The following is a 13009-nucleotide window of genomic DNA, read 5'->3' as shown; positions in this document are numbered from 1 at the left end:
AAGCCAACTCAGGAGAGCCATGAAGTGTCCGATTTCCTCCTTGCCGCCGACTGATCACATCGCGCTATCGCGAAGCACGCCCACACGCATGAAGGTCCGGTCCTGTCAGGCGACGGAGAAGTCGTCGGCGTAGACGTTGCCCTGGCCGTACCAGCCGTGAATGGACACCGTCACCGTTCCCGAGGAACCGGTGGTGAAGGAGAGCGAGACCTGCTTCCAGCTACCGGAGGAGGTCCAGGTGGTTCCGCTCGCGCCGCCGGAGACACCGAGGAAGGCGTAGTTGCCCTGAACCCAGGCCTTCAGCGTGTAGCTGTGGTTGGGGGTCAGCGTCACCGTCTGGCTGCACTCACCGGTCTGGCTCCCCGTCACCGCGAGCTGCAGGGCGTGGGTGCCCCCGTGGGCCGGCGAGCCGACCACGGTGCCGCCCGACTGGCAGTTCCAGGGGCTGAGGCTGCCCGACTCGAAGTCGGCGTTGGCCACCGTACCGCCGGGGTTGCCGCCGTTGACCGTGAGGGTGTAGGTCGTGGTGTGGCTTCCCGAGGGTGCCGTTCCCGTGATGGTGATGGGGTAGACGCCCGGGGTCGTCGACGCGGTGGTGACCAGCTTCAGCGAGGAGGACGCGCCCGCGGTGACCGACGTGGGGGTGAAGGTCGCGGTGACGCCCGAGGGCAGGCCGGTCGCGCCGGTGAAGTTGATCGTCTGCGCCGCGCCGCTGACGGTCCCGGTGTTGATGGTCGTCGTCGCGGTCGCGCCCGCGCTCACCGAGCCGGACGCCGGGGACGCCGAGATCGAGAAGTCATCGTTCGACGAACCGGTGACCGTGAGGGTGTAGGTCGCGGTGTGGGTGCCCGAGGCCGCCGTTCCCGTGACGGTGATGGGGTAGACGCCCGGGGTCGTCGACGCGGTGGTGACCAGCTTCAGCGAGGAGGACGCGCCCGCGGTGACCGAGGCGGGAGTGAGGGTCGCGGTCACACCGGAGGGAACGCCGGTCGCGGTGAGGTTGACCGTCTGCGCGGAGCCGCTGACGACCCCCGTGTTGACGGTCGCCGTCGCCGTACCGCCGGGACTGACGGAGCCGGACGCCGGGGAGACCGCGACGGAGAAGTCATCCGACGGGTTCTGGCCGCCGCTGGTGAACGGGGCGAAGGCCTGGCTGAAGTACCAGGTGCTCTGCTCGATGCCCGAGCAGTCGTCCCGACCGCCGGTTCCGGGGCAGCCGCCGTTGTCGCGCTGGAGGGCCCAGAACGACAGGAAGGCCAGGCCCTTGCTCGTCGCCCAGTTCAGGACGGGAGCGGCGTCGGCGGTCTTGAACGTCTCTGCGGGGCCGAAGTCGTCGATGCCGATCATCTCGGTGACGCCGATCATGTTCCACAGCTGCGTCGACGTCTTGCCCGGGTAGAGCTGCGCCAGCTGGTCGTGCAGGCCGGTCGCCGCGGTCTGCGTGTCGGTGGCCATGTTGTGGCTGGCGTTGTCGTAGTAGTCGAACGTCATGATGTTGACGACGTCGATCTTGGCGTTGTTGGAGACCGCGTTCCGCAGCACGGCCAGACCGCTGTCGGCGAGACCGCTGGTCGTCGTCGGCAGCGTGTAGGAGAACTGGACCGTCTTGCCGTTGCTCGCGGCCCAGTCCTGGACCTGCTTGATCGCCTTGTTGCGGCGGTCGATCCCGGCGCTGTTGGTCAGCGAGTTGTCCTCGATGTCGAGGTCGATCCGGGTGACGCCGTAGGTGTTGATGACGTTCTCGAAGACGGTGGCGATCGAGCTGACGTTGGTGCAGCTGTCGGCGATCTCGGTGCCGGTGTTGTCCGCCGTGTAACCGCCGAACGACGGGATGACGTCGCCGCCGGCCGCCCGGATCCTGTTGATGGACGCGCCGAAGGTGGACGAGGAGATCGGCATGCTGGTGTCGCCGTTCCAGTAGGCCGTGCACGACCCCTTGGTCGCGGCCTGGAGGAACGCCATGGTCAGGTACTTCGCGCCGGACTGCTGGGAGAGCGTCGCCGGGTCGTCGCCGGTCCACGCCTCGAAGTACGGAGCGAACACCCGGCTGGGCAGGGCGGCCGCCGCGGTCGCGTCCGCGGTGGTGGTGTCCGCGACGGTGACGCCGAACACCGTGACGGCTGTAGTGATCGCTGCCAGAGCAGCGCGCATCGTTGTGCGTAGTCGCATTGAAGACTCCCGTAACAGAAGTCAGGCGGGACCCTCGGGCCCCGGATGGGGGGGTGGCACATCGGCCGGCCTGGTCGCCGTCGCTGATGCGTGCTTCAACAGAGAGTTAGGGGAACGGGTTGCGGATCCGCGTGTGACTAATGGTTGGATCAGCCCCCATCATTTGTCAAGTTTCTTAACAATTCCTGCCGGAAAGATTCTTAACAGTTTCAATGACACCCATCTGAGCTGGCCTTATGCCGCCTTTGCTGGATGGAAACCCGCCGCGCGGGCTCCCCCGCGTTACCCCGCGGCCCTCGGGGCGAGCAGTTCCGCGACGGCGCGCGCGGCCTCGGGATGGCGGCTCAGCAGCGCGCCCGCCTCACCGTGACCGGGCGCGTCCGCGACGTCGGCGATCTGCCGCCACCCGTCATCGCACCCGAGCAGCGCGGCCACGGCGTCGCACGCCGCCGGATGGCCCGCCAGCAGATCGGCGACCGGCCCGCCCGCCGCGGGCGCCCCTCCTGCGGGCACGACCGCCGTCCGGCCCCTCCCCCCGGGCGCCGAGGGCGCTGACCAGGGCGGAACCCACGCGTCGACGGAGGCCAGGTCGGCGGGGAACGTGCGACCCGCCTCGCGGACGAGCACGGGCACGAGTTCGTGCGCCTGGTCCCGCAGGGTCGTGATCAGTTTGGGCAGCCAGGGGAGCAGGACGGCGTCGGGCAGCCGCGCGAACGCCTTGGACATCACCTCGACCACGAAGGGCGCCAGCGCGGGGGACGGCTCGAGCGCCTGGACGAACCCGCTCAGGTACAGCGGGAACGACGGGACGACCAACGGGTTGGCCAGGAGCTCGTCGCACCGTGACCGCAGCTCGGCCCGGGACAGCAGGCCAAGCTGGGACTGGGCGGCCCACAGCAGCGCTGTCTTGGCGGGTGCCTCGGGGTGCGACTGCCGTACGGCCAGCTCAAGCTGGGCGCGGTCACATCCCAGGGCCAGCGCGAGGCCCTCCATCGAGAAGAGGAATCCGAGCATGGCCGCCACCTGGCGAACACCGGTCTCCTGGTCGACGAAGGCGGTGGGCAGCAGCGTGCAGTAGTGCGCGTACCCGGCGGTGACGAAGGACTCACACCACGCGGGCAGCACCGGCTCCGTGGCCCGGTAGTACGCCAGTAGCCTGCGGATCCTGCGCAGCACCTCGGGAGCGTCGTCAACGGTGCGCTCGGCGGCCAGCAGCTCGACGGCCCGCGCCCCGAGCTCGTCGACGAGCCGCCTGCCACCGAGATAGAGGATGGCGTCCTCGACGGCTGCCAAGGCGACGGCCGCGGTCGCCTGGGGATCCCACACGGTACGGCGCAGGCGCTGCTCCAGCACCTGCTCGACGGTCACCCCCTCGTAGCCCAGCTCGATGATCGACCGCTGGTGACGGCCGATCGCCAGGTCCCAGCTCTCCTGGACCGACCGCTCACCGAGCCCGCGCTCGCCCATGATGGGACGGACCGCGTCATCGGGCAGCAGGCGGCGCAGGATCCACAGCAGGTGGGAGCAGGGGACGAGCTCAGGGTTCGCACCGAGGTCGAGCAGCGCCCGCTGCACCGTGCGTTTCTCCAGGTCGAGCCCGAGCGGTCGCAGCCGGTCGTACACATCGCGGGCCAGCGGAGGGAGGGCCTGGTAGCCGACCTCGCCGATCCGGTCACCGCCCAGCAGGATCTCGCACAAACGCCGCACGTCACGACGGCCGGGCACCACGTCCTTCTCGATGCAGGTGACCGCGGCGTCCTGGAAGTCGTACGGCGTGGGACGGCCCCGGTTGCGCATGCCTGCGAGCAGGATGGACGTCTCGAACACGGCGATGGCGTCGGCCGTACTGGCCAGGTAGCCGTTGCGGCGGGCCAGGCGGACGATGTCGACGCACCAGCCGAGCAGCTCGGCCTCGTCGAGGCCGTCCAGCGCGGGCGGGTTCGCCAGGAAGCCGGACAGCCGGTCGGTGACCGGCTCCCGCGGGACGGGGAGCGCGGGCCGGGCGCGTTCGGCACGTCTACGGGCTCCGCGCTGGCCTTCGAGCTGGAAGGGGGTCGCGCCGGAGCGGGTGACCGCCTTCGTCCAGGTCGCGGCGGCGATCGACACCGACCCGGAGGCCAGCCCGAACTGGGCCTCGATGGCGGAGTGGCTTGAGGGGATGAGCCCGTACAGCCAGCGCGTGGCCGTCCTGGGGCTGATGTCGTACTCCCGCGCCCCCGCCAGGCCGAACTGCTCGACGCGGCTGGCGGCGTGGAACGCGCCGCACACGTACAGGCACCGCTCCGGATCCGCGCCCGAGGCGGCGAGGTGCTCGCGCATCCGGGTCCACATGTAACGCTCGCGGTCCTCGTCGCGGGCCAGCCGATCGCCGTCGTCGGGGCCGAGCCGCCGGAACAGGCTGCCGATCAGCACCATGACCTGGCGGTAGGTGTCGTAGTCCGCGCCCACCAGGGGCTGCTCGACGTACTGGTCCCACCACTCCGACCAGTGCCTGACCTTGCCGTGGTGGAGCAGGTGCTCCTCCAGCTCGGCGAAGCGGGGCCGCAGGTCGCCGATCTCGACGCCCACGGCGTCGCCGTGCAGGCCCTGCTCCTCGCCGTGCCCTGTGGCCTCCCCCGTAGCCTCCTCTGTGGCCTCGGTCGCGTCGGCGGCCGGGGATTCCCGCGGCTCGCGGGGCAGCCACTGGAAGACGTGGTCCGCGGAACGGTCGACCAGCACCAGCTCGACCCCCGGCGTGTCGAGGGCGTAGGCGATGGCCTGGTACTCGGCGGACGCCTCGGTGATGGGCGCCACGACGCTGAGCGGCCCCCACTCCTGCGGGAAACCGTCGAGCTCAGAAGCGAACGCCTGCAACGCGACGGGCAGGCGGCAGTTGCGCAGCTCGCCGAGCAACGGTTGCAGGTCCTCGCACAGCTCCAGGTAGATGACCTTGGGCTGTTTCTCCCGCAGGCGCCGCACCATGGCCAGCGCCGAGGCCGGTGAGTGGTGACACACCGGGAAGATCTCAAGCTCCTCGCGCAGCGCCCTGTCGACGTCGTCGACCATGCCCGACAGGATGCCGGTCAGGGCATCCGGGGCGTCGGCGAACGCGGTCGCGGCATCGAGCAGCTGCCGGCGAAGGGCGCCGAAGGGGCCCGGGTTCATGAGAGCGTGGCGATCGCCTGGCGGCCACCTTCGAGGAAGGCCTGCCAGGCTCCGCCGTCCTTCTTGCTGCGGGGCTCGATGACGCCGTGCCAGTACTTGTTCAGGATGGCCAGGTCCTCCGGGCTACGGCGGGCCAGCGAGCCGACCAGTGAACCGGCGAGCGTCTCCGCCCTGAGCGTGCGGTCGCCGAAGAAGTGGCTGTGCAGGATGGCGTCCTCGAGCACGCCGATCTGCTCGGCCGTCGACAGCGCCGACTCCAGTCTCTCGTCGTCGCTGGCCGCCGAGGCCGAAGCGGCCCGCAGGTCGGCGAAGCTCTGCAGCAGGATGTCCAGCAGGGTCGGCGGAAGCTCGAGCTCGATCCGGTGCCTGCGCAGCAACTCCGTGGTGCGGAACCGGACGATCTCCGCCTCGCTGCGTTTGTTCGTCACCACGGGGATCCGGATGAAGTTGAACCGCCGCTTCAGGGCCGACGAGAGGTCGTTGACGCCCCGGTCCCTGCTGTTGGCCGTGGCGATGATCGAGAATCCGGGCTGGGCGAACACGATGTTGTCGTCGTTCAGCTCGGGGACGGACACGTACTTCTCCGAGAGGATCGAGATCAGCGCGTCCTGCACGTCGCTGGTCGACCGCGTCAGCTCCTCGAAACGCCCGATCACGCCCTGCTCCATCGCCGTCATGATCGGCGAGGGGATCATCGACTCGCGGGACTGTCCCTTGGCGATCACCATGGAGACATTCCACGAGTACTTGATGTGGTCCTCCGTCGTGCCCGCGGTGCCCTGCACGACGAGGGTCGAGTTGCGGCAGATGGCGGCGGCGAGCAGCTCGGCGAGCCAGCTCTTGCCGGTGCCCGGGTCCCCGATCAGCAGCAGGCCGCGGTCGGACGCCAGTGTCACGATGCTGCGTTCGACGAAACTGCGGTCGCCGAACCACTTCTGGCCGATCTCACGGTCGAGCCCGTCGGAACGCTCGGACCCGAGCACGAACAGCCGCACCATCCGGGGGCTGAGCCGCCACGAGAACGGCTTCGGGCCGTCGTCGACCGACTCCAGCCAGTCGAGCTCTTCTGCGTACTTGACCTCGGCGGGGGCACGCAGCATGTCGTCGGTCATTCGCGGGTCTCCTAGGTGAGGAAGCTCTTCAGCTCGAACACGAGCTTGCGGATGTGGCCCGAGATCACGGGGGTGCCCAGGTCTTTGAACCGCTGACGGAACCACGGGTTCACACTCTGGTGACCGGAGCTGTTCACCGAGCCGACGGGGATGAACCGCACCCCGGAGCGGTGCACCGCCTCGATGCCGTCGAACAACGGCTGCGACCGGTCGAACTCGTAGAAGTCGGAGATCCACACCATCACGGTGTTGCGCGGCTCGGCGATCTTGGGGCGGGCCAGGGCCATCGCGACGGGACCGTCGTTGCCGCCCCCGAGGTTCGTCCGCAGCAGCACCTCGAACGGGTCGTGCACCCACGGGGTCAGGTCGAGCGCGCGGGTGTCGTAGGCGATCAGGTGCACGTCCACCTTGGGCAGCCCGGCGAAGATCGACGCCAGGATGGTGCAGTTCACCATCGAGTCGACCATCGACCCCGACTGGTCGACGACCACGATCAGCCGTGCGGGCGTCGTCCGCCGCGCGGTGTGCCGGTAGTACAGCCGGTCGACGTAGAGGCGCTGGTCCTGCGGGCTCCAGTTGGTCAGGTTCTTCCAGATCGTCCGGTCGAGGTCGAGGTTGCGGAACACCCGCTTCGGCGGCACCGACCTGTCGACGACGCCGACGCTGGTCTGCTGGACCTGCGTGCGCAGCACCTCGGCGACCTCGTCGACGAACCTGCGGATCAGCGCCTTGGCGTTGGCCAGCGCGACTCCCGACAGGTTGGCCTTGTCCCGCAGCAACTGCTCGATGAGCGACATGCTCGGCGTCAGTTTGCTCGCCAGGGCCGGATCGGCCAGCACCTCGCGCAGCCGCATGCGGCGGACGAGGTCGCCTTCAAGACCGGCGAGGACACCCGCCGGCTCACCCCCGCCCGGATGGGACCGCAACTGGCCGGGTTCGGCGCCGAGCGCCTGCTCGAACCAGCCCGCGTCCCGCTGCCAGCGGGCCAGGCCTGCGGCGGTGACGGTGCCGGTTCCCGTCGAGAAAACGTTGAGCAGGATCTTCGAGACCAGGGCCGCGCGACGTACCTCCGTCTCGCCCGCACGCCCCCGGGGCTCCTCATCCGCGGGAACGGGCACGGCACCGTCCCGATCGTGAAGCTCATCGGCAGGCTCGCGCGGACGCTCGACGGAGACGGCGGCGGAGGAGTCCTGCTCCTCGCGCGGACGCTCGGCGGTGGGTGCGCTCCCGTTCTCGCAGGTCAGCAGGCCCCGCAACTCGGCACCCAGCTCAGGGAAGCGCTGCACGACGGTGTCCACGGACACCGACGGATCGAGCAGCGCCGGCGGCAGCCCAAGGTCGTCGACGACGGCCATGCTGGCCGCCTCGAGCGAGGGCTGCTCGTCGGTGTCGAACAGTCGTGCCAGGAGGCGCCAGTAGAGCACCTGCCGCCGGTTCTCGTCGGCACCGGCCTTCTCAGCGATACCGCCGTTCCCATCGGCATCGATCTTCTCAGCGCTACCGTCGTTCTCGTCGGGGCCGATCCGGGAGTCGCTCATCGCCTCAGCAGCCGTCCCGCCCGCTCGCGCAGTACGGCCACCGCGTCACCGGCCTTGGCCTCTGCCTTCACGACCTTGGGATCCGTCGGCCCCATCGCCCAGTCCCCGTTGTGCACCGCGACCGCCTTGCGCTTCACGGTCGCCTGGACCGCGAGCGGCTGCAGCGTCCACCGCCCCGCGTCCCAGCGCATCAGACCGAGGCACGCCGACGAGGCGGCCACCAGCTCGGGCGTGAGCGGACCGCAGGTGGGCAGGCGGTCGACATCGATGGTGAGGGCGTTCCCGCCCAGGTCCAGCGTGAGCGCCGCGGGAGCGCCCTCGACGGCCGCCGGACGGCTCTCGACCGTGTAGCCCTCGACCAGTACGGGCTCGGCGATGCGCACCGGATGGCGGTCGAGGGGAGGTACCGGGGGCGCGAGCGCACCGGCGAGCTGGACCCTGGCCGTGGCGAACGGGTCGGAGGGGTCACCCGCGCGAGCCCGGTCCTCGTGCCACACCAGGTCGCCGCTGTCCAGCAGGGGCAGGTCCGTGACGTCCAGGCTGCGGCGCTCGGCCAGCGCGCCCAGCAGAACGGGGAACCCGCGCAACAGACGCCACAGGGCCGGGCCGACGATCGTGTCCACCTTCGTGGCGGCGACGCTCGTGCGCACCAGCCGGGACGGCAGGCCGCCCAAGGGCTCCAGGATGCCGTGGACCTGCACCTGCACAGCCGTACCGTGCTCGTGCACATCGACGCCGAGGACCAGCAGCCGCCCCGAGACCGTGCTCACGGGCTCGCAGGCGCCGGGCAGGCCACCGTCCTGCGACAGCAGTACGGCACGCGCCCACAGGTCCGCCCACCGCCGGGCGGGCAGGCGCTCCATCGTCCCGACCGGGCACGAGGCCCGCAGCTCAGCCGCCAGGCCGTCGAGCAGCACCGCGAGCCTGCGCAGCGCGGGCACGGCCAGCAGCGCCTCGATCGCCTGGACTGAGGCTGAGACGAGATCGTGGTCGACGCCGCGCCATCCGGTGATGGCCAGCTCGTGGAGCCAGGAGCGGCATCCACCGAGCAGGTTGTCCGCGGCGTCCGCGACGGACACAGCCCGCGCGGACGGCGCCTCCCACGGCGCCCTGGCCCGTCCGAGCGCGGTGTCCAGGCCGTCGAGCAGGGCGTCGTGCACCGCGCCGAACAACGCGGCACGCCCACCGGCGAGCGCCGTCAGATGCTCGCCGGAGATCGAACCGGCTGCGACCTTCTCAGCCGCCTCACCGATCCGCCCGCCGAGCGGAGTGGCGGCGAAGACTCCGGCCAGGGCCGTCAGCGTCGCGGCGCGTTCCTCACCGAGCCTGGCGAACCCGTGGACCAGCGCGTCGTCGAACCCCGTGACCAGGTCGAGGGCTTCCCCGACTCCCGGCGGGGGACCGTCGAGCAGCTCTGCAAGCTGCACTCCGAGCATCAGCGGACCGCCCCCGTGGCCGGGAACCAGTGCAGCTCGACGATGGGTTCCGTGGTCTCCGGCAGCTCCAGGTAGGCCAGGTGACGCAGGAAACGGTTGAAGACGACGGCCGCGGGCGTGGACTCGTGCCCACCGCGCAGACCACTCACCAGCCCGGCGACCGAGACGTTCTCACCGGCCTCGACACGCAGGTAGCGGGCGACCCGATCCGCGCCGTACTGCAGCACGGCCTCCTCGACGAGCGCCTGCAGGTGCTTGCATGGCGAGCCGCGCAGCCCGCCGCACGGCCGGTTGTTGTTGGTGCTGCAGTTGTAGGAGTGCGTGCCCGCGGTGATCGACGAAACGTAGACCCGATCGATGTCCGAGCCGCTTGAAACGACGCCCTGCAGCCGCCCGTCCGCCAGCTCGACGAAGGGGACCTTCGCCAGCTTGCGGGGCTGGACGGGGGAGACCACCCGTGCCGAGCTGTACTGCTCCCACGCGGCACTGTCCGCGTTCACAACCTTCGACCTCCAGCCAAACGGCTCGCGGACGCCAACCGGCGCGGCGGCGCCTGTGCGAACGGCCGATCCATGATCCGGCAATTTACCGCATCAGGGACTTGTCTCACGTTCGTCCCACCAGCCACATCCAACATCTCACGTATCACCGGACAACGCGCCGCCGGACCTCGTTTCAGCGAGCCTGGCCCTCCGGCGGGTGACGCCGTAGGCAATGCCGCTTGCGACGCTCCCCGCGACATGGACAGCCGGGAGAGGCGGGAGTCCGGGGAACGGCACATCAACGACCGGAACGGCGAGGATCATTCGCCATTCGGAAAACAGGACATGGCCGGATGCGGACAGCGGATCATCCGGCGAAACGGGTTTCCTCAACCCCGGCCGCGTATTCCCCGGCATCGCCGTGACGCTTTCCGCGTCGTGATGCTTTCGGGTGACGTCCAGGAACATCGCGAAAACACCGATTCGCGCTGAGTTCGCCACACCTGTGCCCCCTGTGTAGCCATGTCGTTCCCGACCGTCAAGCGTCTGCCGTACAGGCGGTCTCATAATATCTAATATATGGACATTAGCCTCGTTACCACCACGACGCTTCGGCCTTCCTGGAACTCCAGGCACCGGCTCTTCCTCAACCGGTACTGTAAGAAGTGTGGAAATATCCGTTCAAAGTGGTCCTCTTTTTCTCGTGTCCGATCTGACGCCGGGAAGCACGAGCAGCGCACAACACACGCCCCGTAGCTGACATCCAGGTCGCGCGGCCGGAACAGCCGTGCCCTTGTGGCCGCCTCCACGACCGCGGCCCCTGCCAGATTCAGAAGGACTCGCCCGCGCATGCGCTTGCTTCTCCGTCACTGGCTCTTCTGCGCCGTCCTCGCTCTCGCCACGGCTCTCCGCGCGCTCACCATGATCGGCTATCCGGCCATATGGTTCGAGGATTCCTTCGAGTACGTAGGCGTGGCCCAGCGCATCCAGCCCTATCCTGTGCGCCCAAGCGGCTATTCGTTCCTGCTGTGGGCGATGGAGCCTTTGCACAGTTTCCTCGCCGTCGCCGCTCTCCAGCACCTGATGGGACTGGCGACGGGGGTGATGGTCTACGCGCTCATCCGACGGCGGGCGAGCGGGCTGCCGAAATGGGTTGCGGTACTCGCCGCGGCCCCCGTCCTTCTCGACGCCTACCAGATCTTCTTCGAGCACGCCGTACTGAGCGACGTTCTTTTCTCGTTTCTGGCGGTGAGCGCCGTGACGGTCGCGCTGTGGGAGCCGGAGTTCTCCGCCCGCCGGGCTGCGGCAGTCGGCCTGCTCCTCGCCGCGGCGACACTCACCCGCTCCATAGGGCTTGTTCTCCTTCCCCTCCTGGTCGGCTATCTGCTCCTGAGACGTCTCGGCTGGCGGACTCTCCTGGCGGCCACCTTCGCCACGACGCTTCCTCTCGGGGGGTACGCGGCGTGGTACGCGTCCTGGCACGACTACCCGGCGCTCAACGGCGGCAGCGGAGTGTGGATATGGGCCCGCACGATGCCGTTCGCCGACTGCGCGAGGATCAGGCCGCCCACCGAGGAAACCGTCCTGTGCCCGCCCCAGCCCGTCGGCCTCCGCCCGAGTTCTCCGTACTTCATCTGGTCGGACTGGTCGCCACTGAGAAAGGTGCCCGGCCATCCGGTCACCACGCGCGCCGACCTCTTCCAGCCGGAGATCAACGAGTTGGCGGGGAGCCTCGCCCGGCGGGCGATCGTCGGCCAGCCGGGGGACTATCTCGAAACCGTCCTTCGAGACCTCGGGCAGACGTTGAACTGGCGGAGGGGGCCGAATCCGAACTCCTCCGTGATCGGCTACAACAGATACGCCTTTCCCAACACCCGTGCTCCGCTCCCCGACGGGGTCAGGATCCCCGGGGCGGGAATACAGCAGGACCTGCGGACGTACGAACAGGGTCCCGTCACCGTGGACTTCACCGAACCGGCTGCCACCGTGATGCGTACGTACCAGGCCTCGCTCTTCGTGCCGGGCACCGTCTTCGGGGTTTTCGCCGTGTTGGCGACCCTCGTTCACGCGGCGACGTACGTCGTGCGTTCCCGCAGGGGGGCGGCGAGGGAGGCCGCCCTGCCTCTGCTCTTCGGGATCGCTCTCATCGCGGGGCCGGTTGTCATCACCACCTACGACAGCAGGTATTGGCTGCCCGCCGTCCCGATGTTCTGCCTGGCACTGGCGATCACACTCGATCGCACGACGCTCCGCTGAAAGGTCAGAAGGTGGCGATGCCCCGGGCGAACACCTCCAGACGGCCGTCGGCGTTGCGGGCGGTGCGAATGCTGGCGAGCGAGGTGTCGAAAGGCACGATGGTTCCCTTCGAAGGGTGGAATGTCCTGCCGGATCGGTACGCCACTCAAAGTAATCAGACGAATGCATTACGTAAAGGCAGAGTTGTGTTGCCAATGCGCTCGCCGCGACACATGACCACCCATGCCGGGCCGCCAGGCGAGGCCACCAATGCCCGGAGCGTAGGAAAGAAGCCAAGATTCACCGGAAAGGCGAATGAAAATGAATAAATAGGTGATTTGGGAAGTTCAATGGAAGAGTAGGGCCCTTTATCCGAAGAGGCGATTGCGATGTCCCACCCCATACTCATGGGCTTCTCGCTCGCCGGCGAGTTCATCGTCGCCGCCGCAACGGCGGTCCCCTCGCCGCTCTTCGCACCGGGAGAGACTCTCGGTCGAGTACTGGTCATGGCGACAGACGCATGCGGCTACGCCGCCCACAGGCCTCGCCCGACTGCAGTCCGGTCCGTCAGGTCAAACGGAGTTGGCCGGAGGAGCCAGGCGGTAAACAGCAAAGACTCCATACACTTTCCGTGATGAATAATCAACTACTTGTAATGCCCCTGTCTGCATGGCAACGTCTCGCTTGACTCTTGGCAGCGAACTCATCTTTTTCCACGGCGAAAGGAAGAGCTCGATATGGCTCAGTGGCAAAAGGTCGCCGGAGGTCTCACGGCGATATCAGCCGGGTCGAGAAGCAATGTGTGGGGCGTCAACTCCGCCGGAAACATCTTCCGCTACACCAACGATGACGCCAATCCCTGGATCCAGATTCCCGGCGGCCTGAGCGACATC

The 13009-nt window shown here is 68.7% G+C and carries 9 protein-coding genes; 2 read left to right on the top strand and 7 right to left on the bottom strand.

The window, feature by feature from the left end:
- Positions 1-105: 105 nt before the first annotated feature.
- From AB0395_RS29445 to AB0395_RS29415, 7 genes are all read right to left on the bottom strand, one after another.
- Positions 106-2169, bottom strand: coding sequence for a glycosyl hydrolase family 18 protein (locus AB0395_RS29445; protein WP_366286547.1), 2064 nt, complete (start codon positions 2167-2169; stop codon positions 106-108).
- A 282-nt stretch (positions 2170-2451) separates the two neighbouring features.
- The gene (locus AB0395_RS29440) at positions 2452-5313 is read right to left on the bottom strand and encodes a hypothetical protein (protein ID WP_366286545.1); all 2862 of its coding nucleotides are present in this window, start codon (positions 5311-5313) and stop codon (positions 2452-2454) included.
- Positions 5310-6425, bottom strand: a complete 1116-nt coding sequence (locus AB0395_RS29435; RefSeq protein WP_366286543.1) for an AAA family ATPase — start codon at positions 6423-6425, stop codon at positions 5310-5312. Before AB0395_RS29435 ends, AB0395_RS29440 begins: the two co-directional genes overlap by 4 nt.
- 11 nt (positions 6426-6436) lie before the next feature.
- On the bottom strand, positions 6437-7963 hold the full coding sequence (locus tag AB0395_RS29430) for a VWA domain-containing protein (protein WP_366286540.1): 1527 nt from the start codon (positions 7961-7963) through the stop codon (positions 6437-6439).
- Entirely contained in the window at positions 7960-9399 is a 1440-nt protein-coding gene (locus AB0395_RS29425) for a hypothetical protein (protein ID WP_366286538.1), read from the bottom strand. Before AB0395_RS29425 ends, AB0395_RS29430 begins: the two co-directional genes overlap by 4 nt.
- A complete protein-coding gene (locus tag AB0395_RS29420) occupies positions 9399-9899 on the bottom strand; it encodes a hypothetical protein (protein ID WP_366286536.1) in 501 nt (166 codons plus the stop codon). Before AB0395_RS29420 ends, AB0395_RS29425 begins: the two co-directional genes overlap by 1 nt.
- A 138-nt stretch (positions 9900-10037) precedes the next feature.
- Positions 10038-10382: a hypothetical protein gene (locus AB0395_RS29415; RefSeq protein WP_366286533.1), complete on the bottom strand. Its 345-nt coding sequence runs from the start codon at positions 10380-10382 to the stop codon at positions 10038-10040.
- A 348-nt stretch (positions 10383-10730) separates the two neighbouring features.
- Here AB0395_RS29415 and AB0395_RS29410 point away from each other — a divergent pair, with 348 nt between their 5' ends.
- Complete coding sequence (locus AB0395_RS29410; RefSeq protein ID WP_366286532.1) at positions 10731-12137, top strand: hypothetical protein; 1407 nt, start codon at positions 10731-10733, stop codon at positions 12135-12137.
- Positions 12138-12853: 716 nt separating this feature from the next.
- Positions 12854-13009, top strand: a 156-nt coding sequence (locus AB0395_RS29405) for a tectonin domain-containing protein (RefSeq protein WP_366286559.1), incomplete at its 3' end; no start/stop codon positions are given.

Origin of the sequence: Streptosporangium sp. NPDC051023 (genome assembly GCF_040689595.1) — a bacterium.
GTDB lineage: Bacteria > Actinomycetota > Actinomycetes > Streptosporangiales > Streptosporangiaceae > Streptosporangium.
This window is presented reverse-complemented; position numbering and strand designations above follow the sequence as displayed.

Bases quoted from the DNA above. Each gene is read 5' to 3' on its own strand.
- AB0395_RS29445 (WP_366286547.1), bottom strand. From the start codon at position 2,169: ATGCGACTACGCACAACGATGCGCGCTGCTCTGGCAGCGATCACTACA.
- AB0395_RS29440 (WP_366286545.1), bottom strand. From the start codon at position 5,313: ATGAACCCGGGCCCCTTCGGCGCCCTTCGCCGGCAGCTGCTCGATGCC.
- AB0395_RS29435 (WP_366286543.1), bottom strand. From the start codon at position 6,425: ATGACCGACGACATGCTGCGTGCCCCCGCCGAGGTCAAGTACGCAGAA.
- AB0395_RS29430 (WP_366286540.1), bottom strand. From the start codon at position 7,963: ATGAGCGACTCCCGGATCGGCCCCGACGAGAACGACGGTAGCGCTGAG.
- AB0395_RS29425 (WP_366286538.1), bottom strand. From the start codon at position 9,399: ATGCTCGGAGTGCAGCTTGCAGAGCTGCTCGACGGTCCCCCGCCGGGA.
- AB0395_RS29410 (WP_366286532.1), top strand. From the start codon at position 10,731: ATGCGCTTGCTTCTCCGTCACTGGCTCTTCTGCGCCGTCCTCGCTCTC.